Origin of the sequence: Lysinibacillus phoenicis (assembly GCF_047238325.1) — a bacterium.
Lineage (GTDB): Bacteria > Bacillota > Bacilli > Bacillales_A > Planococcaceae > Lysinibacillus > Lysinibacillus irui.
This window is the reverse complement of sequence record NZ_JBDFMP010000002.1, coordinates 1487294-1512825: the sequence shown is the minus strand read 5'-3', so window position 1 is coordinate 1512825 and position 25532 is coordinate 1487294. Positions and strand designations below refer to the sequence as shown.

The 25532-nt window shown below is 36.9% G+C and carries 31 protein-coding genes; 15 read left to right on the top strand and 16 right to left on the bottom strand.

All coding sequences use genetic code 11. The features are described from left to right. The first annotated feature begins 2 nt into the window (after window positions 1-2). From ribD to ABC382_RS09200, 3 genes are read left to right on the top strand one after another with little or no spacing between them, the layout of a single operon-like run. Window positions 3-1115, top strand: a complete 1113-nt coding sequence (gene ribD, locus ABC382_RS09210; protein WP_322610370.1) for a bifunctional diaminohydroxyphosphoribosylaminopyrimidine deaminase/5-amino-6-(5-phosphoribosylamino)uracil reductase RibD — start codon at window positions 3-5, stop codon at window positions 1113-1115. Further along, window positions 1112-2197: an FAD-dependent oxidoreductase gene (locus ABC382_RS09205; RefSeq protein WP_322610371.1), complete on the top strand. Its 1086-nt coding sequence runs from the start codon at window positions 1112-1114 to the stop codon at window positions 2195-2197. Before ribD ends, ABC382_RS09205 begins: the two co-directional genes overlap by 4 nt. A gap of 16 nt (window positions 2198-2213) precedes the next feature. Then, window positions 2214-2777 carry a 5' nucleotidase, NT5C type gene (locus tag ABC382_RS09200; protein WP_322610372.1) on the top strand — a complete coding sequence of 188 codons (564 nt, stop codon included), beginning with the start codon at window positions 2214-2216 and terminating at the stop codon, window positions 2775-2777. 42 nt (window positions 2778-2819) lie between these two features. On the opposite strand, the gene solA is transcribed toward ABC382_RS09200, so the two are convergent. The 4 genes from solA to ABC382_RS09180 form a co-directional block, all read right to left on the bottom strand. Then, the gene (gene solA, locus ABC382_RS09195) at window positions 2820-3935 is read right to left on the bottom strand and encodes an N-methyl-L-tryptophan oxidase (protein WP_412926768.1); all 1116 of its coding nucleotides are present in this window, start codon (window positions 3933-3935) and stop codon (window positions 2820-2822) included. Window positions 3936-4059: 124 nt separating this feature from the next. Next, a complete protein-coding gene (locus ABC382_RS09190) occupies window positions 4060-5409 on the bottom strand; it encodes a uracil-xanthine permease family protein (RefSeq protein ID WP_312505443.1) in 1350 nt (449 codons plus the stop codon). Between the two features lie 55 nt (window positions 5410-5464). Beyond that, window positions 5465-6832, bottom strand: a complete 1368-nt coding sequence (guaD, locus tag ABC382_RS09185; protein ID WP_322610374.1) for a guanine deaminase — start codon at window positions 6830-6832, stop codon at window positions 5465-5467. 322 nt (window positions 6833-7154) lie between these two features. Continuing rightward, complete coding sequence (locus tag ABC382_RS09180; RefSeq protein ID WP_312505446.1) at window positions 7155-8042, bottom strand: LysR family transcriptional regulator; 888 nt, start codon at window positions 8040-8042, stop codon at window positions 7155-7157. A 119-nt stretch (window positions 8043-8161) separates the two neighbouring features. Between ABC382_RS09180 and ABC382_RS09175 the strand changes: the two genes are divergently transcribed. From ABC382_RS09175 to ABC382_RS09165, 3 genes are all read left to right on the top strand, one after another. Beyond that, window positions 8162-9346, top strand: coding sequence for a YbfB/YjiJ family MFS transporter (locus ABC382_RS09175; RefSeq protein ID WP_412926767.1), 1185 nt, complete (start codon window positions 8162-8164; stop codon window positions 9344-9346). A 186-nt stretch (window positions 9347-9532) separates the two neighbouring features. Further along, window positions 9533-10273 (top strand): class I SAM-dependent methyltransferase, encoded by a 741-nt coding sequence (locus ABC382_RS09170; protein ID WP_322610376.1) that lies wholly within the window; start codon window positions 9533-9535, stop codon window positions 10271-10273. A gap of 13 nt (window positions 10274-10286) precedes the next feature. Then, window positions 10287-10802: a DUF6886 family protein gene (locus tag ABC382_RS09165; protein WP_322610377.1), complete on the top strand. Its 516-nt coding sequence runs from the start codon at window positions 10287-10289 to the stop codon at window positions 10800-10802. A gap of 48 nt (window positions 10803-10850) precedes the next feature. Here ABC382_RS09165 and ABC382_RS09160 read toward each other — a convergent pair whose 3' ends face one another. Both ABC382_RS09160 and ABC382_RS09155 read right to left on the bottom strand, forming a co-directional pair. Further along, a complete protein-coding gene (locus ABC382_RS09160; RefSeq protein WP_322610378.1) occupies window positions 10851-11336 on the bottom strand; it encodes an NUDIX hydrolase in 486 nt (161 codons plus the stop codon). 19 nt (window positions 11337-11355) lie between these two features. Continuing rightward, the gene (locus ABC382_RS09155; RefSeq protein WP_274796231.1) at window positions 11356-11901 is read right to left on the bottom strand and encodes a GrpB family protein; all 546 of its coding nucleotides are present in this window, start codon (window positions 11899-11901) and stop codon (window positions 11356-11358) included. Between the two features lie 117 nt (window positions 11902-12018). Between ABC382_RS09155 and ABC382_RS09150 the strand changes: the two genes are divergently transcribed. Both ABC382_RS09150 and ABC382_RS09145 read left to right on the top strand, forming a co-directional pair. Then, window positions 12019-12471: a 2-thiouracil desulfurase family protein gene (locus ABC382_RS09150; protein ID WP_322610379.1), complete on the top strand. Its 453-nt coding sequence runs from the start codon at window positions 12019-12021 to the stop codon at window positions 12469-12471. A gap of 78 nt (window positions 12472-12549) precedes the next feature. Next, window positions 12550-13308 (top strand): DUF4184 family protein, encoded by a 759-nt coding sequence (locus ABC382_RS09145; RefSeq protein WP_322610380.1) that lies wholly within the window; start codon window positions 12550-12552, stop codon window positions 13306-13308. Window positions 13309-13324: 16 nt separating this feature from the next. Here ABC382_RS09145 and ABC382_RS09140 read toward each other — a convergent pair whose 3' ends face one another. From ABC382_RS09140 to ABC382_RS09125, 4 genes are all read right to left on the bottom strand, one after another. Further along, on the bottom strand, window positions 13325-14032 hold the full coding sequence (locus ABC382_RS09140; RefSeq protein WP_274796234.1) for an ABC transporter permease: 708 nt from the start codon (window positions 14030-14032) through the stop codon (window positions 13325-13327). Further along, window positions 14025-14897, bottom strand: a complete 873-nt coding sequence (locus ABC382_RS09135; protein ID WP_312505457.1) for an ABC transporter ATP-binding protein — start codon at window positions 14895-14897, stop codon at window positions 14025-14027. Before ABC382_RS09135 ends, ABC382_RS09140 begins: the two co-directional genes overlap by 8 nt. A 144-nt stretch (window positions 14898-15041) precedes the next feature. Next, window positions 15042-16058, bottom strand: a complete 1017-nt coding sequence (locus ABC382_RS09130) for an ABC transporter permease (RefSeq protein ID WP_274796236.1) — start codon at window positions 16056-16058, stop codon at window positions 15042-15044. Next, a complete protein-coding gene (locus tag ABC382_RS09125) occupies window positions 16055-16783 on the bottom strand; it encodes an ABC transporter ATP-binding protein (protein ID WP_274796237.1) in 729 nt (242 codons plus the stop codon). Before ABC382_RS09125 ends, ABC382_RS09130 begins: the two co-directional genes overlap by 4 nt. Window positions 16784-16900: 117 nt before the next feature. On the opposite strand from ABC382_RS09125, the gene ABC382_RS09120 reads away from it, so the two are divergent. Next, the gene (locus ABC382_RS09120; RefSeq protein WP_274796239.1) at window positions 16901-17503 is read left to right on the top strand and encodes a TetR/AcrR family transcriptional regulator; all 603 of its coding nucleotides are present in this window, start codon (window positions 16901-16903) and stop codon (window positions 17501-17503) included. A gap of 147 nt (window positions 17504-17650) precedes the next feature. On the opposite strand, the gene ABC382_RS09115 is transcribed toward ABC382_RS09120, so the two are convergent. The 6 genes from ABC382_RS09115 to ABC382_RS09090 all read right to left on the bottom strand — a co-directional run bounded on the left by ABC382_RS09115 (window position 17651) and on the right by ABC382_RS09090 (window position 22806). Continuing rightward, complete coding sequence (locus tag ABC382_RS09115; protein ID WP_274796240.1) at window positions 17651-18550, bottom strand: hypothetical protein; 900 nt, start codon at window positions 18548-18550, stop codon at window positions 17651-17653. 242 nt (window positions 18551-18792) lie between these two features. Further along, a complete protein-coding gene (locus ABC382_RS09110; RefSeq protein ID WP_412926766.1) occupies window positions 18793-19950 on the bottom strand; it encodes a site-specific integrase in 1158 nt (385 codons plus the stop codon). Window positions 19951-20058: 108 nt separating this feature from the next. Then, entirely contained in the window at window positions 20059-20496 is a 438-nt protein-coding gene (locus ABC382_RS09105; RefSeq protein ID WP_412926765.1) for an ImmA/IrrE family metallo-endopeptidase, read from the bottom strand. Window positions 20497-20514: 18 nt separating this feature from the next. Further along, window positions 20515-21573 carry a thermonuclease family protein gene (locus ABC382_RS09100; RefSeq protein ID WP_412926764.1) on the bottom strand — a complete coding sequence of 353 codons (1059 nt, stop codon included), beginning with the start codon at window positions 21571-21573 and terminating at the stop codon, window positions 20515-20517. A gap of 8 nt (window positions 21574-21581) precedes the next feature. Further along, window positions 21582-22310 carry a PH domain-containing protein gene (locus ABC382_RS09095; RefSeq protein WP_412926763.1) on the bottom strand — a complete coding sequence of 243 codons (729 nt, stop codon included), beginning with the start codon at window positions 22308-22310 and terminating at the stop codon, window positions 21582-21584. A gap of 67 nt (window positions 22311-22377) precedes the next feature. Further along, on the bottom strand, window positions 22378-22806 hold the full coding sequence (locus tag ABC382_RS09090) for a helix-turn-helix domain-containing protein (RefSeq protein WP_412926762.1): 429 nt from the start codon (window positions 22804-22806) through the stop codon (window positions 22378-22380). 161 nt (window positions 22807-22967) lie between these two features. Between ABC382_RS09090 and ABC382_RS09085 the strand changes: the two genes are divergently transcribed. The 6 genes from ABC382_RS09085 (at window position 22968) to ABC382_RS09060 (ending at window position 25471) form a co-directional block, all read left to right on the top strand. Beyond that, on the top strand, window positions 22968-23225 hold the full coding sequence (locus ABC382_RS09085) for a helix-turn-helix domain-containing protein (RefSeq protein WP_412926761.1): 258 nt from the start codon (window positions 22968-22970) through the stop codon (window positions 23223-23225). A 40-nt stretch (window positions 23226-23265) separates the two neighbouring features. After that, window positions 23266-24045 carry a phage antirepressor KilAC domain-containing protein gene (locus tag ABC382_RS09080; RefSeq protein ID WP_412926760.1) on the top strand — a complete coding sequence of 260 codons (780 nt, stop codon included), beginning with the start codon at window positions 23266-23268 and terminating at the stop codon, window positions 24043-24045. Continuing rightward, window positions 24042-24356 carry a hypothetical protein gene (locus tag ABC382_RS09075; RefSeq protein WP_407135833.1) on the top strand — a complete coding sequence of 105 codons (315 nt, stop codon included), beginning with the start codon at window positions 24042-24044 and terminating at the stop codon, window positions 24354-24356. The genes ABC382_RS09080 and ABC382_RS09075 overlap by 4 nt, the downstream gene beginning before the upstream one ends. A gap of 272 nt (window positions 24357-24628) precedes the next feature. Further along, complete coding sequence (locus tag ABC382_RS09070) at window positions 24629-25114, top strand: helix-turn-helix domain-containing protein (RefSeq protein ID WP_412926759.1); 486 nt, start codon at window positions 24629-24631, stop codon at window positions 25112-25114. Further along, window positions 25111-25353 (top strand): hypothetical protein, encoded by a 243-nt coding sequence (locus ABC382_RS09065; protein ID WP_412926758.1) that lies wholly within the window; start codon window positions 25111-25113, stop codon window positions 25351-25353. The genes ABC382_RS09070 and ABC382_RS09065 overlap by 4 nt, the downstream gene beginning before the upstream one ends. Then, on the top strand, window positions 25337-25471 hold the full coding sequence (locus ABC382_RS09060; protein ID WP_258859247.1) for a hypothetical protein: 135 nt from the start codon (window positions 25337-25339) through the stop codon (window positions 25469-25471). Before ABC382_RS09065 ends, ABC382_RS09060 begins: the two co-directional genes overlap by 17 nt. Window positions 25472-25532 lie beyond the last annotated feature (61 nt).

Here is a 25532-nt window from a genome sequence, read left to right as displayed (position 1 = left end):
TCATGACGAATTTAGATGAAAAGTATATGCAATTAGCACTAGATTTAGCAGCTAGTGCGAAAGGAAATACTAACCCAAATCCACTTGTTGGGGCAGTCATTGTGAAGGACGGCGTGATTGTTGGCACAGGCTTACACAGAAAAGCAGGTGAACCTCATGCAGAAGTGCATGCTTTTCGCATGGCTAGTGAACATGCGCACGGTGCGACGCTCTATGTAACGCTAGAGCCCTGCTCACATTATGGCAAAACACCTCCTTGTGCGAATTTAGTGAAGGATTCTGGAGTACGTCGTGTTGTGGTTGCTATGCAAGATCCTAACCCAGCTGTAGCAGGGCGTGGCATTCAATTGCTTCGAGATGCTGGAATAGAGGTAGAAGTGGGGATTTTAGAGCAACAAGCGCGCCGTTTAAATGAACGCTTTATTCACAATATGTTGACGCAACGCCCCTTTGTCATTTCAAAATTTGCTATGACTTTAGATGGGAAAATTGCCACACATACAGGGCATTCTAAGTGGGTGACAGGCGAGGCAGCGCGTGAGGATGTGCACCAAATTCGTCATGAAGTAGATGGAATTTTAGTAGGTGTTGGTACAGTCATCGCTGATAATCCTACTTTAACAACAAGATTAAAGGAAGGGAATGGAAAACATCCAACACGTATTATTATGGATAGTTCTCTACGTACACCTGACCTTGCGAATGTGTTAAATACAGAGCAAGCACAAACGATTCTTGTTTGTAGTAAGGACGTAAGCCAAGACAAGATTGATCAGTTTACAGAGAAAGGTGTCACGGTTTTACCTGTGGGCAAAAATGAACACGGACTTCAGATTGATGAGATGCTTGAACAGCTTTATCAACTTGGCATTACAGATATTCTACTAGAAGGTGGAAGTAAAGTGAATGCTTCATTTTTACAGCAAGGAGCTATTGACAAGTATGTGGTGTATATTGCCCCTAAAGTTCTGGGAGGGAATTTATCGTTAACGCCATTTGCTGGCTATAATCCCTCTTTTATGAACGAAGCATGGAATGTTGAAGTTACTACATTTGATAAAGTCGGCGAGGATTTGCGAATTATTGCCTATCCAAAGCTAGGTGAGGAAAAATGAATTACCATGCGGATGTATGTATAGTAGGAGCAGGACCAGCTGGAACATTGCTGGCCTATTTATTAGCCCAAAAAGGGTTATCCGTGATTCTACTAGAGCAGAACGCAGCACTCGGCCAGGCATTTCGTGGCGAGCATTTAAATGAGGAGGGCGAGGCTGTTTTAAAAAACCATCATCTTTTTGAAGCAGTCGAATCCCTTGGCGTATTACGAATGGAGAAGCTTGAGTATTACGCAGATGGTAGACCTTTTAAAACGATATATCCTGATGAGGCAGTAGGGCATTTAGGTATACATGTACCGCAAAAACATTTATTAAAAGCCATTATACAAAAAGCACAATTATTACCCAACTTTACATGTTTACTACATACAAAGGTAATAAAGCTCGTTATGGATGCATCTGGATATTATAAAGGGGTCACAGCAATAAAAGGTGGAGACACGATAAAAATCAATAGTCAGTTAATAATCGGTGCTGATGGCCGCTATTCTACCATTCGTAAGCAAGCACATATTGATGCTCAAAAACATAAACATGGCTTTGATTTACTATGGGCTAAAATTCCTGCCCCTCCTGGCTGGGAACCATCAATTAAAATGGCATTAATCGAAGATAAGCAACTGTCATTGTTTACACAAGTCGGGGGCTTTATTCAAATTGGCTGGAATATTGAACAAGGGAGCTTCCCACAGCTTCGAAAACAAGTGTTTACACCATTTATACAACAGCTTTCGGATGCATTTCCAGAGTTAGCGAAGACCGTGACGGAGCGTATAACATCTTGGCGTGATTTTGTGTTGCTGGATGTCTTCAGTAGCCATTGTCATAGCTGGGGGATAAAAGGTCTTGTCTTGTTAGGGGATGCTGTTCATACTATGACACCCACTGGCGCCTTTGGGCTTAATAGTGCACTGAAGGATGCAGAGTGTCTTGCGTCATTACTAAATAAAGACACGCTAGCACATTTTAATGTACAAGATTTTCAACAAATGCGTAAGCAAGCCATTGAAGAAGTATTAGCAAAACAAATTGAAAAAGAGCAAACATTTGCTGATAATTTCATCAATAAGGCTTCTTGAAGGGACGAACAACTAGATGAAGTTTGGCTTTGATATAGATGACACATTAATTGATTTACGAGCACATGCCTTTTCTCTTTACAATCAAAAACTAGGGAAGAATGTTTCCTTTGAAACCTTTCAAGCCTTACAACGAGTAGAAATTCATGAACCTTTTGGTTTAACGGATGAGGAAGGCTCAGCAATGTGGAATAGCACATTAGAGGAAATTTATTTTACGAACTGTCCTCCTTTTAAGGACGCCTTAGAAACACTGCAAGCCTTAGCCGAGTCAGGACATGAGATTTACTATATTACTTCTCGTCCTAAGCAGTATTGTGCGCAAACAAAAGCATGGATGGAAGAGCAAGGTTTCCCCATTACCGAAGGACGTTTTTTCTGTGGGATGCAAGATACAGAAAAAGTGGCCATTATAAAAGAGCTTGCTTTAGATATTTATGTAGATGATAAACCAGCTGTGCTGGAAACGCTGAACGACGTAAGGACTAAAGTTATGTTAAAAAATCAATCCTATAACCAACATGTGAATCTACCACGCTTATATGATTGGCAAGAGTTTCAAGGGATGCTACAAAAATAAAGGATTGGTGCAACGAATACCGTTGTACCAATCCTTATTTTGTTAAAATCGACTAAGCTGAAAGGTTGTTAAATCCTGTTTACTTTTGCCGTCAATGATTAAATCCGCTAATACTTCTCCAACGGCACTGCTAAATTTAAAGCCATGTCCAGAAAAGCCTGCAGCGATGATGATATTTTGATGTTCAGGTAAAAAATCGATAATGAAATCTTCATCTGGTGTCATCGAATATTTACATGTTTTTCCGTATTTTAATGCTCCGTGCTGGGGCATGAACTGATTGATAAAGTTTTGTAAGTCAACGCTGTCGGCTTCATCAAATGGTCGTAACGGTTCATTTGGATTAATCGCTTCACCGCCATCATGTCGTCCAAGCTTCAATCCTGTCCCATCAATACTTGGAAAGCCATAGTAGGTCGAATCGGCAAATTCAAAGCAATAGGCTGGAAAAACCTCGTCATGATAAAGCTGCTCATCTGCGTCAAACCATGCAAAAGTTTTCCGAGTCGGTGTTACTGGAATAGTTATACCAATCGTTTGGAGTAACTCCGATGCCCAGGCACCTGCAGTTACAATTAAGTGCTTCGCCTTGTAGATGTTTTGTGCTGTTTGAACTTGTACCATTTCTCCAGCTTGGATGGTCAGTACTTTTTCGTTTGTCTGTAGGCTTGCCCCAGCTTCTAAAGCTAATTTTTTATAAGCTCGTATACATGCTTCCACACGAAGGACACCTGCTGTCGGCTCAAAATAAGCTACTAAATTTACTGGCAAGGATAGCCCTGGCCACTTATTCATTGCTTCAGCTGCTGAATAGTATTCGAGTGCTAAGCCATAAAATGCTGCACTAGCTTTCACGTTCTGAATAAAAGCACATGTTGGTTCGCCAATATTTACTACCCCTGTTTGTAAAAATAAATGTTCGTCTGCTAGCGTTTCGAGCTCCTGCCAAAGCTCCCCAGCTCTTTTGACAAAAGGCACATAACTAGCGCCTTCCCCATAAGCATAACGGATAATTCGTGTGTCCCCATGATGGCTACCTTCCTGATGAGGGGGAGTATAAGTATCTAGCATAAGGACTTTTTTTCCAGCCTTAGCTAAATAATAACCAGCAGCCATTCCCATAGAGCCAGCACCCACAATTATGACATCATATACCATTTTAATCCCTACTTTTTTGCTCTAGTATAACAGATGAATCGTTAAGGAAACAGAAATTTTTGAAATTAAATTAGCACAGCACCTACTCTCCTAATGGAGGAAGGTGCTGTGCACGTCAGATTTACTACTTTGAGCTTGGTAGAACTTTGTTGAGGATAATAGCAACGAGGGCAGCAGTTGCTATGGGTGAGCCAAATAAATATTGAACAGTTGTAGGTAACGAGTATAAGAAATCATCAGGCAATAAAGAAAGAGCTAACGTTAAAATGATAGGGATTGCTATCACATACATTTCCTTTTCACCAATACGTTCATTTTTCATGACCTGTAAACCACTAATGGCTATTATGCCACAGACAATCACAAATACACCACCGATGACGGCAGACGGAATTGCTGAAATCAGTGCAGCTAATTTACCAGAGAACCCGAAGACGATAAACCAAATACCCGCAGCGATAAATACTCGACGGCTTGCAATCCCTGTAATAGAGATAACACCTGCATTGGTAGAGTAGCCCGTAACTGGAGTTGATCCTAATAATGAAGCAATAAAGCAACCAATTCCTTCACCAATAACACCACGATTAATTTGTTTATCTGTTAATGGTTTGTCGATGACATTGCTGATCGCAAACCATGTTCCAGTAGTTTCTGCCATTAAGACAATATAAATAATGACCATTGTGATAATTGCTGAAATATTAAAGCTAAAGCCAAAATCTGCGAAGGGAATTTGTGGCATACTAAACCATTTTGCTTGCGATACTGCTGATAAATTTAAAACACCCATCATATTTGCTGCAATACTACCAGCGATTAAGGCAATGATAACGGAAGTAATACGGAATAGACGTCCTTTTTGATGAAAGACCGTGCCTAACATAACACAAATAATCAAGACAATTGCTGAAATTAACGCTAAATAGATATTTTGGTTAATGGATGCACCTGCTCCATTAAAAATATTATCACTTAAACCGACAGGCATTAAGGATAGACCAACCACAAAAATAATTGTTCCTCCAACAATTGGTGGAATAAATGTTTTGACAATTTTATTGAAGATGCCTGTATAGCCTAAAATAATGACTAAAATAGCTCCTATTAAGCTAGCACCTAACACAGTGCTCCAGCCTAAATCACCACTACCGCTTGCTGCATAGATCCCAACAATGGCGCCGAGTGGGACATAGGAAGGGCCTTGTGCCATCGGTAATTTCATACAAAAATGTGTTTGTACAATCGTTGCGATTCCTGCCGCAATAAACGTTGATTGAATTAATGCACTTGCCTGGCCAGTTTGTAAGCCGATAAGCATGGCAATTAAAAATGGGACTACGTAAACATCCATTGCCATAACATGCTGTAACCCTAGAAGGGCTGATTGACCAATCGAGACTTTTTCATCTGGTAATACGGTTAACTGGGTTTTTCTTGTTTCATTAGTTTGTTTACTAAGTTGCGTTTCCACGAAGATGTACACCTCAAATAATTATTTAGTTACTATAGAAATTAGAGAATTAATTTTACACTCTCGTATGTACTTTATTTCCTTGCACCCAAACCTCACGAATATTTTCTGGACGCACAAGATACATCATTTTTTGAAAAATATCGCGTAAATCTTCATTCTGATCAAAAATAGGGAGCTTGGCAGAAGGGATTTTTGTATCAATGATCTGTACATCCCATGTATAGTGTTCCTGTAAACGGCCTATTGGAAGGCTTAGGCTTTCTCCACCGCCAGCTGTTGCTAAATAAAATGCCTCATTAATGGTAATACGTGAATTTGGCACACCACGTTGATCAGCCGCTATAGCTGTATCTACACCATCCTCTAACATTCTCGATGACATAACAGCCTGTCTTGCATTATCAAAAAGACTTGGAGAAAATCCTCCTGAAACATCTGAGCCTAATCCAATATCAACACCCATCGCATGGAAGCGGGCGATAGGAATGACACTATTAGCAAAATAGGCATTGGAGATTGGACAATGGCCAATGGCAGTACCAGTTTCAGCAAATAGTCGTGCATCGTCATCACTTAAGAAATTACAATGTGCCATGACAGATTTTTTACCTAATAAACCAAAGTCATGTAAAGCAACAGCATCATTTTTATTAAATCGTTCTTTAACATAGCCATGCTCCCAGTCACTTTCGCTACAATGCGACTGAATATGTGTATCATATTTTGCAGCTAATTCACCTAAACCTTTTAAGGCATTGTCAGTACAGCTTGGTATAAAACGTGGTGTCACAACTGGATAGACACCTTGTTTAGTTGTTTTGGCTAGTTCTTTTACTGCTAAAATAAACTCTTCTGTATCGGCTAATGCTGTTTGTGTGTTTGCATCACGATAAAAATCTGGATTTTGCTCTGGATCATCCATGACCACTTTTCCGACTAGTCCTCGTTGGCCCTTCTCTGCGCAAATATTAGCTAAAAGAACGCTTGCCTCTTTATGGACTGTCGCAAAATATAAGGATGTTGTTGTTCCATTGGCAAGAAGCGTGCCTACTAAATCCTCATAGACCTCTTGGGCAAACGCTAAATCCGAAAATTTTGATTCGATAGGGAAAGTGTATGTGTTCAGCCAATCATAAAGAGGAATATCTAGAGCTGTACCTGATTGAGCCCATTGCGGCGCATGGACATGTAGATCGACAAACCCTGGTAAGAAATATTGCCCTTCAGATAATTGATGGAAATTATTTTGATGTTGATATGTAGTTAATAGTTGCTGGTAATCAGTATGTTCAGGAGCGATTGTTTTATCAATCATGCCGTCAGCATTAATGAAAAATAAATAATCTTTTAAGATTTGAACCTCAGTAGCAGATTTACTTGTAAATGCTGTCCCTTTGAAAATATGCGTATATTCAGTCATAAAAACCACCTTAATGTTCGTTTATTGATAATAACATGGATTATTATAGGCTATTTAAACTATCAAGTCTATAAAAAAGCGAATATTGATGAATTAACAAGAGGATTTAAAGAGCATTTTCAACTACTATTTGACAGCTTTGACAAGCGTTGATGGATGGATAAACAAAGTAATTTGAGAGCGTTACACAAATTGGATAGTTTGCCGTACTAGCTGCAATAAGACTACTAGTAGTCTTAGACATTTAGATGATAAGCAGAAGAAGCTAGAAAGGAATCGATGATGAATTTCTCGATTCCTTTGAGGTTGGACACGTTTACTATCAAATCGATTGATTGATGATGTGGAGAAAGTTATTAAAGGATGAGGAATGATGCTGTTCATTTTTTCTAGTACAAAGATAGATAGGACGCTGAATATCGATATCCTTTATAAAGACACGCGATACTTGTTGCTGTTGGATAAAGCTAGAGGCTGCAATGGAAGGGGCTAGCATAGTACCGAATCCTGCTGCAATAGCATGGATTGATTCATTAATTCCATCTAGTTGTAGTCCGACCTGAGGTGGGGGAATCTTATGCACCTTACATAAAGCATTTAAGTATTCTTTTGTGGAGCTACCATCTTCCCTTGTGACAAAGGGCTGTTGCATAAGTTCTGCTAACGATACAGTTTGATCCGCTAGTGGGTGATTATAGGGCACGATAAACCAATAATCTAAGTTCATTAAAAATTGATAATTGATATCTGGGTGATGTCCATCCTCTTTGACAATAAAGGCTAAATCTACCTTATAATGCAGTAATTCCTCAATTACTTGCTGCGAGTTAGCCGTTTTTAAATGAATATTTGTAGCTGGATAGATTTGCTTAAAATAAGCAAGCCATTTGGGTAATAAAAAGTGAGAGGGGACATGTGTAGATGCGATTTGCAATTCTTCGTTGCCAGTATTTTTTAGCTGCTCTATTTTATTTTCGATATCCTGCTCTAAATCAAATAATCGCTGAGCCTGTTTATATAAAAAAGCGCCATTTTGTGTTAGTTTAATACCTCTCCCTTTAGATTCCAGCAAGGTTAAAGCTAGTTCCTTTTCTAAATTTCGTATTTGTATAGTGACGGCTGGCTGACTTATCATAAGAGCTTGGGCAGCTTTGGAAACACTATTGAGCTCGGCCACTTTCGTAAATAAACGTAGTGCATGTAAATTCATGATAGACACACCTTTTATAAATTATTTTTATGCTTTTATATACATTATATATTAGATTTATTAATCTTCACTCTGTATTCTTTTAATTACAGTAGGGAACTGGGGAGGGGGATGAACACTTGAATCGACAGCATATGGGGATTGTTTTTGGAGGAATATTATTATTGGTTGTAGCGATGGGGATTAGTCGCTTTGCTTTTACACCGATTTTGCCATTTATGCGCCGTGATGTAGGATTTTCATTAGAAGTAGCTGGGTTTTTAGCCTCAAGCAATTATATTGGCTATTTTATTGGAGCATTATGGGCGGGCTTTATTTATCGTCAACGCAAAAAACTTTTATTGGCAAGTGTTGTTTTCAACGTCCTTTCAGTAGGCTTAATGGGATTAATAGAGCTGTATAGTGTATGGCTAGTGCTTCGTTTAATCGCAGGTATTACAGGGGGCTTAATTTTTGTCTTGACGTCAAGTATTGTGATGGATTATTTGGCGAAACATTCACTGTCACGATGGTCTGGCTATGTCTTTAGTGGGATTGGTTTAGGGATTGCGATTTCAGGTTTATGTGTACCTATTATTGAAGCTAAATTTGCGTGGCAAGGTACATGGCTAGGATTAGGAATATTGTCAGCGGTTTTATTACTCATGACAACTATTTTGTGGAAGGGTTTAGAGGCTAAGGACGGCTTAAAAGTTGCAAAATCACTAGATACGAAAATGACAAAGGGCTTTATGCCATGGCTGATCGTGTCTTATGGATTAGAGGGCTTAGGTTATATTATTACAGGAACTTTTTTAGTTGATATTATTCATAATATCCCTTCTCTCCAGGCTTATTCCTCGTATAGCTGGGTAATGGTGGGGCTAGCAGCGATACCATCAGCACCAGTCTGGACAGTTTTATTAGAAAAATTTTCGGCAATAAAAATTTTGTTTGTGGCATACATATTTCAAGTGATAGGCATCTTGTTACCCGTATTTTCACAAACTGTATGGAGTGTATTGTTAGCATCGTTTTTATTCGGTCTAACCTTTGTAGGAATAGTGACACTAACAACATCCTATGCACGTCAGTTTTTTCCGACCCAGAGCGGATTCGTTGTATCTCTATTAACAACCTTTTATGCTTTTGGACAAATTATTGGTCCAATTGTCGCAGGAAAACTGGTAGAAGTTTATAGCAGCTATAAAGCAGCACTTGTCTTTGCAGGGGTAATTGTATTTCTTGCATTACTTGTCATGGTTGTTGGCAGGTGGCTCACTGTCAAAAAAGAAGCTGTCGCTGAACAATCCATTTCAATATAACGCATAAAAGCCAGAAATCCTATTGGGATTTCTGGCTTTTCTCATTTACTTAAAGAAGCCGTGCCTCTATCTACATGATATTAAAAGATATAATAAAAGTCTATATATTTTTTTCTTTATATGGAAAAATAGACAAGTGCACAAGAGACGTAACGTTACGATTCTACTTTGAAATGAGGTCTTTATATGAATACAGAACAAGCCATTCAACGCTGGAATCTATATGCAGAAAGGTATACAGCTAACTACGATGAGCAGGGTGACATTCATCGTGTAGTACTGTTAAACCCCACCATCTTTGCATTGTTGGAAGAGATCAATGGAAAGCATGTATTAGATGCAGGGTGTGGAGAAGGCTATTTAAGCAGATTACTGGTGAAGAAGGGTGCAAGAGTAACAGCGGTTGATTTTTCACAAAAAATGCTGGACATTGCTAAGGAAAGAACGCCACAGAAGGATGCTATTCAATTTTTACAAGGGAACTGTGAAAAATTAGCGTTTCTAGCAGATGAACAATTTGATTGTATTGTTTCGAATATGGTTCTCCAAGATTTAGAGGATTATCAGGCTGCTCTATGTGAGATGTATCGATTATTAAAACCTACTAGCACTTTTATTTTTTCGATTTTACATCCATGCTTTGTGACACCAAATAGTGGATGGATGAGACATGTGGAGCTAGATCAGCAATATTGGAAAGTCCAACGTTATTTTTATGAAGGGGTGTACCAACAGCTAGATGCTGAGCCACCAATCATTCTGTACCATCGAACATTAACAAGCTATGTGCAAGCAATTAGGCAAGCTGGATTTATGATTGAAACTATTGTAGAGCCAAAGCCATCAGAGGAGATGCTAGAGAAGTATCCTCAATTTAAGGAAGATTTGCATTGTGCAGATTTTATTGTTTTTAAATTAAGAAAATAAAGGAGAAGTAACCATGCGTTTATTCCATATCAGTGAAGACCCTACTATTACGATTTTTCATCCTCGACTACCTGAGCGACCAGATTTAGATGCCACCAAAGGGCTTGTATGGGCGATCAACGAGAGATGCTTGCCGAATTATTTAACGCCAAGAGATTGTCCACGTGTTTGTTTTCATGCAGGAGAACAGACAACAGAGCAGGACAGACAGCACTATCTAGCTCAAGCTTCTCATGTAGTAGTCATAGAAAACAAGTGGTTGGAAGTATTGAAGAATACAAGTCTTTACCTATATGAGTTTGATAGTAATGGATTCACATTACAGGATGATATTGCTGGCTATTATACAAGTGAATTAACACAAATGCCCATCAATGTCTCAGAGATCGAAGATATAGAGAAAGCATTATTAGAGCGTAATGTTGAATTGCGAATCGTAGATAGCTTGTGGGACATCCATGATGAAATCCAGCATACAAGCTTAAATTGGTCGATGTGCAGAATGCGCTTTGCACAGCCTAGACATTAAAAATAAGCCTCGTCATGCACCTAATGCATGGCCGAGGCTTGTTTTTTATTAGACAGTAGATGTTTGTTCAATTGGTGCTGAAGAGATATTGACCAATTTTTTGTCTTGATAGGTAAAAATATATTCATAATTAGTTGTTTCCTTTAGCATTGTGGGTAAATAATATTTTAAATCCGCAATGCCCACATTTTCAGGGTGGAAAATCCAAGTAAGTTCCTTCCAATCTAGAATACCCTCAGCAACCTTTAGAGGGGTTACATATGTAAAAGATTCAGGTAGTTCCGCTATAAACGCATACATACAACCATAGTTAATATCGCCATCTGTCCATGTAATTTTTCCTTTATACGTAATATCCTCGACAGTAATACCTGTCTCTTCTTTAATTTCACGGATTGCACAAGCTAATGGTGTTTCATTCTGTTCAATTTTACCACCAACACCATTCCATGCACCCATCCACTGCGGCTTATCTCTATTCAGCAAAAGGATATGATCACCCTTCTTTACAAAACAAATAGTAAATTCAATCAAATTTATTCCTCCTTGTTAATTAGCTATCCGAGCGAGAGGGCGACCAGCCTGTAAGCTGACTCCATTGATTAGCTTGTTTTAAAATTTCCCAAATGATCGCTTCTTTAGAGTTTGTATATAGTTGTCGGTTATTTATGTATTTTTCTGCAAATTCATATTTTACCTGCTCGTAGCGACGACAGTAATTTGGATGACAGCGCAAAAAATCTCGAAATAATAAGGCCAGCTGTTCTGCCCAACTACCAGCCTGTCGAACATGAATATGTACTCGTCTATGACCAGGAGCCTCTCGAAAATAGCGTTTAGACTTGTCTGGATTGTTTGCTCGATAAATAAAATCAAGACATTCTAGTGGTCCTTTAAACGCTTCCAATGGCGTAAATGATGCTACGGATAGTTGTATGTCAATCACTGGTTTCGCTGCTAAGCCTGTTATAGAAGTTGAGCCAATATGATCAATTCTCAGTGCGTTGTCTCCTAGGGCCTCACGTAATCGAGAACCTATGCTATGAAATTCTTTAGCCCATTCATCTGTATATGGCAAAATTAAAATAGGATCGGACATTTTTTCCTCCTTTGGATAGCTATTTAAATAGTGTATCAAAAAAAGAGCAGATCACGTAAAACATTCTAATGTGAGCATGTTATAGTTGTATAAAGATAGTTGAAGGAGTGAGGAGCTATGATTTTAATTAGTGCCTGCTTAGCTGGAATAAATGTTCGTTATAATGGTACGAACAGTCTAAATGAAAAAATACAAAAGCTTGTGTTAGAAAATAAAGCTGTCACCGTTTGTCCTGAGTTAATGGGAGGTTTTACAACGCCACGCGAGCCTGCTGAAATTGTTGGAGGAAATGGTCATGATGTTCTTGATGGGAAAGCAAGGGTCGTTGAAAGATCTGGACGTGATGTTACAGAATTATACCTTAAAGGAGCGAATGCGACCTTACAAAAAGCACGCGAAATAGGTGCAACAAAGGTTGTCTTAAAGGAGTATAGCCCATCTTGTGGTAGTGCCATGATTTACAATGGGGAATTCAATGGCACTAAATTAGTTGGTGTGGGAGTAACGACTGCATTACTACAAAGGCATGGAATTGAGGTAGTGTCGGAAGAGCAATTTCTAACAAATTGAACCCAACATGACTGCGATTTTAGATGAGGGGGTAACCTTTGTCATTGGAAACGTCTGAACAGATGGGAGGTGGGTGATATGCCATTAACCTTTGCACATCCAGCCGTAATTTTACCTTTTTCAAGACAAAGTAAATACATACATTTTTCAGCATTAGTATTAGGAAGTATGGCGCCTGATTTTGAATATTTTTTAAGAGGCAGACCAATAGGCGAGATTGGACATAGCTTAACAGGTTTTTTTACTTTTAATCTACCTCTTGTAATCTTGCTCTATCTAATTTATCGAGCATGTATTCAGCAACATCTAATTAATCATTTACCGATATGTTTGCAGGACATAGCTAACCAACGAACTTCCAAAAGTAAACTATTCAATGTCATGGTATTTAGCTATTCAGCTTTATTCGGAATGTTAACTCACGTGGTCTGGGATTCGTTTACTCATAAAAATGGATTTATGGTCACGCAAGTATCTATTTTAGCTGAAATAATGCCACTGTTTGGTTTACAGATTCCTCTTTATAAATACTTGCAACATGGTAGTACTTTAGTTGGCATCACACTAATGATTTGCTATGTCTCTTATAGGGCAGCTAATCAACCAAAGAAATTCTTACCAAGTATTCAGCCTAAACAAAAACTCATCTTTTGGCTTCAAGTACTTGGATTGGCATTTTTCTATGTATGTATTTGGTGCTTAATAAATGAGGTTTCACTAAGGAGCTATGGTGTTTGGGTGGTTCGCTTTATCGATTCTAGTTTCTTGAGCCTGTTAACGATTTGTTTGCTACATACACCTCGTCACAATAACATCAAGGTAAAAGGACTTCCATAAACGGGAGTCCTTTTGGTTATTTCCTTTTTAGCTTAGATAAAAGGAAGAATAGAGTGATAACGAAACCAGCATAGACTAGTATCCAGGCAAATTGCCAATAAAACTTACTAGGTATGGATGTTATTTGATCGCCAATAGCCAACATTTCTAAAGAAAGATGGACAGGGGGAAGAACCCAAATAAGACCATTTAGTTGGTCAAGTGAATCCTTTAATGTTGCTAATACTATGGCAAACAATAATACACTAATAACTCCCCACCAAGTATTTTGTTTATTTTTAACAAGGTCTCTTGTAAACAGAGCGGATAGGGCCATACCTAAAGTAGCCAAAGTAAAATGGGCAAAAAATCCAAGAAATAGGTGAATAAAGCTTGGCTTTTCAGCAAAAGCATGGATGACTACTGGGTAAATGATAGATACAAAACTTAAGCTGAAAGCAATTACTATATTAATTATAAATAGGCTGACATTATATGGTGTTGAACCATTCGCATGCAGTATCGTAATCATTTTTTGCCCTTCATCCTCTGAATGAAACAATGTCACGGTAAACCAACCCATCAGGAAAAAGAGGATAATAGATGTAAAGGAAAAGCTATCTAATATAGGGTTTGGAACAAATGTATAGTTGATTACAAGACATAAAATGAAAATAGAAAAAGGTGGCACATACTGATAGGTTCTCGCGTAATTGCTTAACTGATAACGCATTAAACTAATCATTTGCTATAAATATCTCCTTATCATTGATTGGCATAAGTTGTTTGATAGAAGCTTTTTTTAGAAGTAGCTGTTGTAAAAGATCGTCGGTATGCTGTGCTTGATAGCGAATATTAACTTCGTAAAAACCAGTAGCCAATTGTGTCTGGTGGTTAATTTCTATTAAATGTGATAGGTCCTCTAAGTATGTAGGATTAGAAATATCAAAAATTAATTGATTATAGGTTACATCCTTCAAGGGTAAATCTGTCCGCATCACTTTTTTGTTGTGAATCATGAGAATCGTATCCACGACATGATCCAAAAGCTTTGTTTCATGACAGCTTAAGATAATCGTCATTCCTTGTTGTTTGAGGCTATGAAGAGTTTGTTCCAACTCATTTTGTGTTGTAAGGTCTAATCCTGATAAAGGCTCATCTAATATCAACAAATCTGTTTCATCCAGCATCGCCTGCATAATCATTATTTTTTGTTTCATCCCTTTAGAAAAGTTGATAATACGAGTATTTTGAACATCTACTAAGCTAAAAAGTTCTAGTAAATAATTTATTCTCGGTAATAGTTCTTGTTTAGCCATTCCACGGATTCGCCCCATCTGATAAAGATATTCTTGAGGCGTAAATAAAATATGAGAAGGGGAAACTTCTGGGACATAGCCAATTTTTAAGTTTTGTTTGGAAGGAATAATTGAACCATGGTCAGGCGTAATAAGACCAGCAATCATTTTTAATAGCGTGCTTTTGCCAGAGCCATTTTTCCCAACGATAGCAATGATTTGGTTATGATCGATTGGAAATGAGACATTATCTAAAATTTTTATGCCCCTGTATTGCTTGGTGATATTTTGTGCGTTAAACAAACTATTCATAAATCTAACACCTACTTATTTGGGTTTTGAAAGGAAACTACCCTAATTGTAAGACACTAGATGTTTGTTTGGCAAAAGAAACCATTTTAAATAAAGAAACAGTAAGGATCTTCTCTAAAGGGGGATGGATCCTTACTGTATTTTTTACAATGAGCGATATTTTTTTAAACTGATAATATTTAATGTAATAAAAACGAGGGCGAAACAGGCAAGAACGCTGATATTCACTACGATATCAGGGAAGGTATAACCTTTATACATAACATCATTCAATGCGTCCGCTGCATAGTAAAGAGGCATGATGCGTCCAATGTTTTGAAGCCATTCTGCCATACTATCGAGCGGAAATATACCTGAAAAGAATACTTGCGGAACAATAACAAGCGGGATGAATTGCATCATTTGGAACTCTGAAGCAGCAAAGCTTGATAGCAAGGCACCTAAGGATAACGATACAAGGGCAACCATCATATTAATGAGAAAGACAAGCCAGATTGAACCTACATGAACGATATCTAGTACATAAATACCAAATAGCACGATAATAATCGTTTGCAAGAAGGCAAATAATCCATAGCCAATCATATAGCCTGCTACAATTTCAGAGCGTTTAATAGGTGTCGCAAGTAGTCGCTCCAATGTCCCTGAAGTACGTTCCTTTAGTAAAGCGATTCCTGTAATTAAAAAGACAAAGAAGAACACAAAGAAACCAATTAACATGGGACTAAAAATATCAAAAATTGCCGTATCCTCATTACCATAAACATAGTCCGTTTCTAAACTGTCTATAGCAGCGTGTGAAGGTTGTAACATTTGCGCAAGCTGCATCGTTAACGCTTTTGCTTGGGACGGGTCATCATTTAATAACGTTAACTTACTATCATTTTGCTTGATTGTAAGCCAGCCATCATACTCTTTATCTTGTAGCTGCTTTTTCGAAAAATCATCATCCTCAATAATTGTAAAATCGGCATCTTTTAATTTATCGATTAGTGGTGCGGGTCCATTCGTGACAACAAGTGTGACAGAAGTTTCGTTACTATTAAATATAAAATACATTAAGGATAAGACGAGAAGCGGGGCAAAAAATAATAAAGCGAGTGTCCGTTTATCTCGTTTCATTTGCTGAATAATTCTTGTGACAATTGCACCTATTCTCATTGTACGTCACCTCCAGCTTTTAAAAATACTTCATCAAAATCTTTTGCCTGGTAATATTCTTTTAACGCTTGTGGTGTGCCTTGCGCAATAATATGACCACTTCTTAACATAGCTAATTGATCACACTTTTCTGCTTCATCCATCGCATGTGTCGTCACTAAAATCGTCTTTTGTTCCTCTTCTTTTAACCGAATAAGTTCCTGCCAAATTTCTTTTTTTAAAACAGGATCAATACCAACGGTTGGTTCATCTAAGATTAATAGTTTAGGATTTTGGATGAGAGCAATAGCAAGAGATAATCGACGTTTCATTCCTCCCGAATAATTGATCACTTTAAGATGTAGGTCATCAGTTAAACGAACAAGGCTTGCGGCATAGGCTACACGCTCCACTCTTTCTGCCTTTGACAAGGAGTAAAGCTTTGCAAAAAAATGAAGATTTTCTTCACCTGTTAAATCTGTATAAAGTGCATCTGATTGTGCCATATAGCCAATATCATTCAATAATTGCTTATGGGGAACATCTAAATCTAACACTCGAATGTGACCATTATCAGGCTTTAGCATGCCCATAATCATTTTGATTAGCGTCGTTTTACCACAGCCTGACGGACCAAGTAAGCCCATTAACTGTCCTTTAGGAATAGCTAAAGAAAGGGGGGCAATAACTTGCTTGTGGTGAAATTTTTTTTCAAGGGATTTAATAGAGATTGCTTGGTTGCCCATACGGACCTCACTCCTTCACTGAACACAATGTTGATTTGATAAAAATTTTACGGTAGCATGTGAGCAAATACAATCAACAGTTTGCCAGCATGTGTTAAGTAAATGGAGGGAATTTGTGTGTCGGTACATGAAAAAATGAATTTTGAAACGAAGCAAGCCATTAAAAAGGCACTGATTCTGCAAGTAGAGGAAGTGGGCTTTGAACGTGTGACCGTAAAAAAATTAGCATTAGCAGCTCAAATTAATCGTGGAACGTTTTATCTACACTATGCGGATAAATATGCCGTAATGGAGGATTTGCAACAAGAGCTCTTAGTGGAATTAGAACGCTATGTGAAGCATGTTCAACCAGTCGATGCTTTTCAAACATTAAAAATGGGCCAACTGTATCAACCATTTATTAACGTGATAGCCTGCATAAAGGAACATGCCCCAGCCTTTCGTATGCTATTAGGAGAGCAAGGAAGTCCGGGCTTTACACAAAAAATGAAAACAATCTTTGGCAATCATATATTAGATAGATTATCCGTTATACGCGAGGAAGTGCAAGATCCAGAATTTCAGCAATACCTACAAGCCTTTATCGCATCTGCCATTTTGGGGGTAATTCAGGAGTGGTTAGACAAGGGTAATGAGAACTTAACCGTAGATGAAATGGTTTCTCTCCATTTCCGATTATTGCGTTTCTTAGGGAATGTTGTAGCCAATACGAAAGGGTGAAAATCTGATATAGATTCAGGGAACCTGATTGACTATATGAATACATTATATTTTCACAGCATCGAGCAGGTAATATCATGATCTAATAAAAAGAACATGATTGGGACTATTTTAAATAGTCTCACTCATGTTCTACTAGTATTTGCTTTATTTTTCATAGTATTCGTTCAACGCAACTTCTAAACGCTCTTCTAAATGCTTGGAAATATAGCTTAGGACAAACTGCTCTTTTTCCATCTCGATTTGGGCGGATTTGAACATCTTGGTGAAAAAGCTAATTTTATTGTTCGTTGAAAATTCCTGTAATGCTTCTGTACGTAGTGTAGAGACAATTTCATTTTCAATATGACGCTCTCTAATTTTTTGCACAATATCCTTTACACTGTTTTCTTGTAGCTCGGTAATTTGCTTTTGGAGATGCTCGTTTTCCTGCTTTAGTTCTAACGTTTCTTTTTGAATTTCTTCCACTTGAAGGACTGAATCAGTCGATAAGCGTTGAATGTTTTCGACAAGAAAGTCCTGATTAATGTTAACTTGTAACGTCCCTTGCTCTTCATTCGGCAAAATTTGAAAGAGCCCTGTTTGGATCATTTGTTGTAGGACGTTTCCAAGAACATCAATTTTATGGGTTAGATCCTCTGAATCCATGGTCGTTGCCGTAATTTGATGTTTAAGTAACTGACCGTTATCATCAAGACCTAGCAATAATTTTATCCCTCTCACACGATACTCATCCTTCAGTAACAAAATCATTCTTAGCCTTACGATAGCAGGCAAGTTTAAACGGATATTCCCATGTACGTTCGGTGAAGCATTGTCAAATACATATTGCTCAAACGGTTTTAAATAGTAGCGAAGCATAGCGTCTGTGATATTAAACCAGCCCGCGACTTCTGCTATTGTATAGTGTTTGGATTCATCGATGTCTGCTAGATAGGCATCATTATAGAGGTTCTCCTCTAAAGGCGTATGTTGTAGTGCAACAAACAATGGGTCATCTTGCACAATTCCGAGTACCAATTCTTTTGCATCATTTACTTTAAGCATCCTTTCACACCCCACTTTATTTTTCCCCTGACTAATTGTTCTCTATATAGGTTTCTATTCGATTGGAAGCAATTGTATGCATATTTTATGTAGGAAATAATCATTAGAACGAATTACCTTTTAAGCTTTTATGACTCTTAAGAAAATTTTAAGTTGTGTTAAGTGGGAATGCGTTGATGCATAAGGGATGGAGGGGTACTCAATACATGCGTACCCCAATTTGTACCCCATAATCCAATAAATCATCCAAATTTCAGTAATGTGTCCATGACTTTTACAACTTCCTTTTCTTTCTCTCTTAACGAGTGAGCATATACTTTCAAAATCATTTCTACTGAATCGCCTAACATTTTCGCAACAGTAGTAATAGGTATGCCTTGAGAAATTAAAATGGAAGCACAAGAATGTCTCAACATGTGAGGCGTAATTTTTTTAATAACTCCTGCTTCATAAGCACGATCTAAAATATAATTAGGGAATTGTCTGGAAATAGGCTCTAATAAATTTTCATTAATAAAAACATAATCATCCTCTGCTAATACTTGACCGTGCTCAAGAAACTTTTTCTTAGACCATATTTTATATTTCTCTAAATAAGAAATAAGATGGTTTCCTACATCTATTTTCCTCATGCTATTCCAACTTTTTGTTGAACGAGTTCCTAGATGGTCTCTGGTTCTTTGAATTGTAACAAGATTGTTTTCGAAATCAATATCGTTCCATCTTAAACCTATAGCTTCACCTTTTCTAATTCCGGTAGAAACAAGAGTTAAAATCAATACAAAGTGAGTAAAACCTTCATGTTTTTTAACGTAGGTTAGCAATTCTTCAATTTCATGCAAATCTAGATGTTTTTCTTCAAATGGTTCATGAGTATTTTTAGGGAAAACAACTTTGGAAATTCTATTACGAGTCAATATTTCATCATCAACCGCAGCATTAATTGCATGATTTAACACGGCATGTACACCATTAATAGTAGACAATGAAAATTCTTTTAATAGGTTATTTATATAGTCTTGATAATATGTTTTCGTTAGATTGTTTAATTTTATATGGCGCATGTAAGGTAGTATTTGATGATCAATATAGTACTTATACAAATGTTGTGTACTAACTTTCCATTTTGTATGATTCGCTTGATACCACATGTTTAACCATTCTTCCATATTCAATTCTTGATTATCAACTTTTGCAAGATTACCAGATAGAATATCTGCCTTCAATTTTGTTAATGCGAGTTCCGCAGCCTTTTCGGTTTCAAATCCACTTCTACTTTTTTCTTTACGTACACCAGATGTATTGTAATAACGATAACGAAAAGCAAATTTTTTCTGCTTCCCATCCTTGTACCAATAAATATGTTCTTTTTTTGTTTTGTTATATTGTTGTCTAGCCATAGTTTCACCTCTTATAAACTCCGGACAGGTACATGTAAGATAAAACGATAACTTTAGACTATTACATCACTCCTTTCTAAATAGGAATATATGTTCTTTTTGAAAGTATTAAAATAGCTCCTTATACTTCAACTTAACCAGTTCTACTGGTACATGATGTATAGAAGCTATATCATATATAGTCATCTGATCGTATGATTTAAATAAATCTTCATCAGGAATTAATAGTTCAGCAGCAAAACGATTAGCTTCACGTTCTATTTTATCCACAGAAAACAAAGTATTTTGGCGCATGAAAGGGGTGTTTATTCTAGGGTGTAAAGATGCATGGCCTAGTTCATGCGCACAAACTAATAATTTTAGTTGGTCGTCAAGGTTACAATTAATAACAATATATTGGTTACGTCGATCATATTTGTAATAACCCCGAATTTCTTCATGTAAATTATGAAAGAGGACATGTATATTTAAATATTCAGCCAATTCATATGGACAATCTGTTTTAAATTTTTGTTTAAGGTATATCACTTTTTCTCTAATCCACATGTAATCACTTCTCTTTTTCTATCTTTCGCATGCCCATCCGTCTTTGTCACGATCGTGTTTAGATGCATAAGCAGGGTGGTCTTGACCTACACCAGAAGAATAAACTTTTCTTAACTCTGTGCAATTCTTATAATATTCATATCCACCTCCAGAAGAAGTTGCGGATGTTGTATTGATAGTATCGCTAGAGTTGTTAGTTGTAGTTGCTGGGGGTGAATCTAAGTCCCCTTTAGTTGTACCTTCGGCACCATAAGCCCATAAACCTTTATTTTGATTACGTGCTTCACGCGCAAAAGTAACAAAATATTCACTGTAAGTCACGTCTGGATTATAAGTAGAAGGTTCTGCATATCCATCAAGTACTAGCTTTGCATTGAACATTTTTGATCGAATTTCAATTTCGTTATTTATATCACTTGGTACTTCAGTCCAAACCAATCTTAAAAGCCTGCCATATTGATCTGTTTCAGATACATCCTTTTGTAAGTAAACTTGCTTACCTTCTAACTGAGATTTAGTAAAATCACTCGCTTCTGTTCCATAAGTTTCAGTTCTAGTAGTAGACTCTGGTGTATTAACTCCAATTAATCGAACTTTATTTCCATCTGATAGTTCAACGGTGTCACCATCAACTACTCTTGAAATTGTAGCAGTTACCAACCCTAGGTTAGATATTTTTTCTAATAATTGTTGTTCTTCTTCGGCTTTTTTCTTTTCTTGCTCCTGTTTTTTGATCTCTTCTGATGAAGGTTTATTATCAGCGGCGACAACAGGCAAACTTTCTTTTGTATTGTCATCTTTAGCTACTTTTTCAATTGCGACAGTATCTTTCTCTTTTTCTACTACTTCTGTTGTAGGTTCTGTGAGAATAATTGCAGTAATCCAACTAAAAGCAAAGCCAGCTGCTATTATAAGACCTGGTCTCGAGAATGTAACTTTTCCTTTATATTGTTGGATTTTTTGATATGTTCCAAATACTATTAATATAATTCCAATCCAAACAATAGGCGATACTCCTACTAAACTAAGTGTTACTAAAGAGAAGAACAGTAGTAAGATCCATTTTATTGCTTTCATTATGCACCTCAAGACTTTAGTATTTTTTCTTTTTCAATTAAAAATTCTTCTTCTGTTAGAATACCTTGTTCTTTTAATTTAGCAATTTTTTCTAGAGTAGCATATTTATCAACATTTTTAGATTTAGTAGAAGGGTTCCTACTAATAGGTGCATTTCTTAATAGATTAATTTGTTTTGTGACAACATCAACAAATTGATTAAAACGATCATTTGAAATAATGTCATCAAACCTTTTACGACTTCTTCCCATATCGATATAAATAACTTTTTCATTAAAACGTTCTGTTGCTTGCCCTATACCATTCATTTTTCTGTAATCGAATTCTTCAATGAATTGTCCATACCCAGCACCAGAAGAAACAAATACTAGACGTTGATCAGTTGCAATTAACAACCCTTTTATTTCTCGTTTTTTTGTTTTGTCATATTCAGCTTTTATAGAATGTAAAACATTTTCATTTGGCTGCAAGACAAAACTTTCAAAATAGTGGATGGTTCCTTTAAGTAAAGAGAAATCTAAACCTGTTCCAAAGCCAAGTCCAATGTATTTTTCTTGTAATGCTTTTTCTTGAGCTTTTTTTGCATCACGTTCACGCTGTTTTTCTTCAAACTCTTGTTTACGTAATTCCTCTTGTCTCTTCATTTCGGCTTGTTTTTCCATCTTTTTAATACGATCAGCCTCAAGTTCCTCGGGTGTTTTATCTTGTGTTCCTAAAAGTTTTTTAAAGAAACTCATATGCCCAACCCCTCCATAAAAGTATAAATATTACAAGGATAATTGTGAAAAAAAGGCCTTTAGCCTTTTATTTTTTATACTTGTCAGGTGTGTACTTTTTATTTATGCGCTGCGTTTGTCTAAAAATATGTTCCATTGATTCAATTAGTGATTCTTTAGCCTCTTCGGACATTGGTTCGCCATCAAAAGCAAGACCATCACTGTTTTCAATTTCTTGACGAAATTTTTCTAAACGTTTAGCGATGTCTTTTTCGTCTTTCTGCAAGGGGATATCATCTTTAATAGAAATATCAGATATTTTCCCTAATATGTAATCACTAGAACAAGACAATACTTCTGATAATCTCGCAATATCATCCGCACTTGGTTCTGTATAACCACGTTCCCAATTTGAAATAACTTGAGGAGAAACAGAGATTTTATCAGCAAGTTGTTGCTGTGTATAATGTGCATTTTTCCGGAGTTCTTTTATGCGAGAACCTACTATATCACTCATCTAAACACCTCTTTTCTATAATTGAAGAATACCCAAAACTAACGGAATTTGATATGTTATTAACGGAATTTGAGAAAAATAATATAAAAATAGTTGGCATTAACGGAATTCGTTAGTATATTGTTATTAACGGATTACGTTAGTTCGAAAGAGGTGATAATATGGTTTACGAGAATGTAAAGAAAATCCGGGTAGCACGTGGGATTACTAAAAGACACTTAGCAAAAGGTATTAACGTTACAGAAATGACTTATGGCCGTATTGAAAACGGAACAAGTAAGTTAAGCGCGGAACACTTAAAAGTAATAGCTACATTATTAGGTGTGCATGTAGCAGTTTTTTTTGAAGATAAACTAACGGATTCCGTTATAAATGAAATTGAAGACGTCTCTTTTCAAGTAGAAAGGCAACTAGCGTAAGTTCTTATCGATTGGTCGTAAAAGAGGAGGGTAAAAAAACATGAATCAATTACAAGTTATTCATGAACAAGAAGTCCTAACAAAAAAATTTAAGGTATATGGTTCTTCAGAAAGTCCATTGTTTCTTGCAAAAGACGTTGCTGATTGGATTGAACACAGCAACACACGAATGATGCTTAAATCAGTGGATGATGAAGAAAAGGTAGTAAACAATGTTTACACCCTTGGCGGTACCCAAGAATCCTGGTTCTTAACAGAAGATGGTTTATATGAAGTTTTAATGCAATCACGTAAACCTATCGCTAAACAATTTAAAAAACAGGTCAAAAACATTTTAAAAGAAATTCGTCTAAACGGTGGCTACATCGCTACCAATGAAGATGATGATGAAATGACAATTCTAGCGAAAGGTTTTCTTATCGCTCAAAAAACTATCGAAAGTAACAAGAAAAAAATAGTTGAGCAGCAACTTATAATCGAAGCGCAAAAACCAAAGGTGCTTTTTGCAGAAGCAATACAAGCAAGTCATACATCAATTCTGGTAGGTGAGTTCGCCAAAATCCTAAAGCAAAACGGTGTAGATGTTGGGCAAAAACGTTTATTCGAATGGCTTAGAGAAAATGGATATTTAATTAAACGTAAAGGTGCAGATTTCAATTCACCAACACAAAAATCAATGGAACTGGGCTTATTTGAAATTAAAGAAACACCTATTCACCATAACAGTGGCGAAATCAGTATCAGTAGAACATCAAAAATTACTGGTAAAGGACAAGCCTATTTCATCAATAAGTTTTTGGACAAGGTGGTGGCAATGTGATTAGTACAACGCAAAGTGAAGCTATGGTGATTCAAAATCTTTTAGAAATGAACGGAATCACAAAAGAAAAAATAGAAGAGCACTTTAATAACTTCATGAGAGACACTCTTCGTCCAAAAATACTTTTTGTTGATTTAGAACAATTAAAAGAAATAGTCCCATTCGAACGTGATTTCTTAGAGAAAAATATTTTAAACGATCCACGAGTGAGACAACATCAGCGTCAACGAGGACCAAATAGTAAAAGGATTTGGTTATACGAACCAACAATCAAAGCGATTGAACAAATTATTACGAATGAATGGAACTAAAAACAACACAATTACCCCGGACAGGTACATGTGTGATGAAACAGTAAAACAAAAGCATAGGAGAGGCCAGGGCAAATGGCCTCAAGATAAATCAAACTACCAATCTAGTAGAAATCTAAGAGGTAGGGGCAAATCTACCTCTTACCCTTTATTATACAGACATTTAATCAAAATGACGGTCTCTTACAAGTTAACTTTTCAATGAAATGTGACTTTATTTAAAAGAAAGGAATGGAAATATGACTGTTACTGGAAATTTAGTGGGCGAAGCAATGAAAGAGATTAGAGGCGAAGCAACGCAAATGCGATTCGGTTTTGATTTTGGAGTAGGAAGAGAGGCTATTTCGAAATATGAGAACGGTCGGAGCAAAGTTCCTGCGGATATAAGTAAAAGCATCGTTGAGAAATTCGATGATCCTAGATTCGCACTTGCTGTACAACATCAATATACAGGCACTGGACCAATATGGTTGAACGGTCCGAACGTAGACCTTCATCGCTGTAGTGTTCGTGAGAAAACAATTGAAGAGTTGCAGGAAGCCTTGGATGCCATAACTAGTACAAGCTTAGCAAAACCAAGCGACGCAATCGAGCATTATGAGCGAAAAAACATTATGGACATGATCGAAGAGGCAGTTGAGGCGGCTACAGCACTAGCAAACTTTATTGCCGTAACTACTGAACACCTTGGCATAAGCTACACAGGTGTATGGATGGATCATTACAAATATCTTCAAAAGGTAGGATTTATTAAATGAATATAGATGAACGAATAGAACGTGAACAAGCATGCATCGATGATTTAATGGCAGAAATCAAAATACACGTACAAAAAGGTGAAATCAACAAAGCGATACAACGAGACAAGGACCTACATAATTCGTTGAAACAACTAGAAACACTACATGAGCGCAAACGGTTATGGATAACAGCAGAAGTTTTAAATAAGCGAGGAATATTAGTTCAGGTGGTGAAGAAGGATGTGGAAATGGCTTGATAACTATTTTTACTTACCAGATGACGATGTACCAGAATCACACAGGAAGTTTTGCATCAGTGCAGTTATTACGATGCTTATTATCGGAGTGCCAATCATCATCACATGTTGGCAATAAAAAAAGCTGCTTAATCGTTGGGATCGATTAAACAGCCTTAGACAAGGAATTTATAAATCTA

Excerpts from the sequence above, each read along its gene's own strand:
- ribD (WP_322610370.1), top strand. The coding sequence starts at position 3 with ATGACGAATTTAGATGAAAAGTATATGCAATTAGCACTAGATTTAGCA.
- ABC382_RS09205 (WP_322610371.1), top strand. The coding sequence starts at position 1,112 with ATGAATTACCATGCGGATGTATGTATAGTAGGAGCAGGACCAGCTGGA.
- ABC382_RS09200 (WP_322610372.1), top strand. The coding sequence starts at position 2,214 with ATGAAGTTTGGCTTTGATATAGATGACACATTAATTGATTTACGAGCA.
- solA (WP_412926768.1), bottom strand. The coding sequence starts at position 3,935 with ATGGTATATGATGTCATAATTGTGGGTGCTGGCTCTATGGGAATGGCT.
- guaD (WP_322610374.1), bottom strand. The coding sequence starts at position 6,832 with ATGACTGAATATACGCATATTTTCAAAGGGACAGCATTTACAAGTAAA.
- ABC382_RS09180 (WP_312505446.1), bottom strand. The coding sequence starts at position 8,042 with ATGAATTTACATGCACTACGTTTATTTACGAAAGTGGCCGAGCTCAAT.
- ABC382_RS09170 (WP_322610376.1), top strand. The coding sequence starts at position 9,533 with ATGAATACAGAACAAGCCATTCAACGCTGGAATCTATATGCAGAAAGG.
- ABC382_RS09165 (WP_322610377.1), top strand. The coding sequence starts at position 10,287 with ATGCGTTTATTCCATATCAGTGAAGACCCTACTATTACGATTTTTCAT.
- ABC382_RS09155 (WP_274796231.1), bottom strand. The coding sequence starts at position 11,901 with ATGTCCGATCCTATTTTAATTTTGCCATATACAGATGAATGGGCTAAA.
- ABC382_RS09150 (WP_322610379.1), top strand. The coding sequence starts at position 12,019 with ATGATTTTAATTAGTGCCTGCTTAGCTGGAATAAATGTTCGTTATAAT.
- ABC382_RS09145 (WP_322610380.1), top strand. The coding sequence starts at position 12,550 with ATGCCATTAACCTTTGCACATCCAGCCGTAATTTTACCTTTTTCAAGA.
- ABC382_RS09140 (WP_274796234.1), bottom strand. The coding sequence starts at position 14,032 with ATGATTAGTTTAATGCGTTATCAGTTAAGCAATTACGCGAGAACCTAT.
- ABC382_RS09135 (WP_312505457.1), bottom strand. The coding sequence starts at position 14,897 with ATGAATAGTTTGTTTAACGCACAAAATATCACCAAGCAATACAGGGGC.
- ABC382_RS09130 (WP_274796236.1), bottom strand. The coding sequence starts at position 16,058 with ATGAGAATAGGTGCAATTGTCACAAGAATTATTCAGCAAATGAAACGA.
- ABC382_RS09125 (WP_274796237.1), bottom strand. The coding sequence starts at position 16,783 with ATGGGCAACCAAGCAATCTCTATTAAATCCCTTGAAAAAAAATTTCAC.
- ABC382_RS09115 (WP_274796240.1), bottom strand. The coding sequence starts at position 18,550 with ATGCTTAAAGTAAATGATGCAAAAGAATTGGTACTCGGAATTGTGCAA.
- ABC382_RS09110 (WP_412926766.1), bottom strand. The coding sequence starts at position 19,950 with ATGGCTAGACAACAATATAACAAAACAAAAAAAGAACATATTTATTGG.
- ABC382_RS09105 (WP_412926765.1), bottom strand. The coding sequence starts at position 20,496 with ATGTGGATTAGAGAAAAAGTGATATACCTTAAACAAAAATTTAAAACA.
- ABC382_RS09100 (WP_412926764.1), bottom strand. The coding sequence starts at position 21,573 with ATGAAAGCAATAAAATGGATCTTACTACTGTTCTTCTCTTTAGTAACA.
- ABC382_RS09095 (WP_412926763.1), bottom strand. The coding sequence starts at position 22,310 with ATGAGTTTCTTTAAAAAACTTTTAGGAACACAAGATAAAACACCCGAG.
- ABC382_RS09090 (WP_412926762.1), bottom strand. The coding sequence starts at position 22,806 with ATGAGTGATATAGTAGGTTCTCGCATAAAAGAACTCCGGAAAAATGCA.
- ABC382_RS09085 (WP_412926761.1), top strand. The coding sequence starts at position 22,968 with ATGGTTTACGAGAATGTAAAGAAAATCCGGGTAGCACGTGGGATTACT.
- ABC382_RS09080 (WP_412926760.1), top strand. The coding sequence starts at position 23,266 with ATGAATCAATTACAAGTTATTCATGAACAAGAAGTCCTAACAAAAAAA.
- ABC382_RS09070 (WP_412926759.1), top strand. The coding sequence starts at position 24,629 with ATGAAAGAGATTAGAGGCGAAGCAACGCAAATGCGATTCGGTTTTGAT.
- ABC382_RS09065 (WP_412926758.1), top strand. The coding sequence starts at position 25,111 with ATGAATATAGATGAACGAATAGAACGTGAACAAGCATGCATCGATGAT.
- ABC382_RS09060 (WP_258859247.1), top strand. The coding sequence starts at position 25,337 with ATGTGGAAATGGCTTGATAACTATTTTTACTTACCAGATGACGATGTA.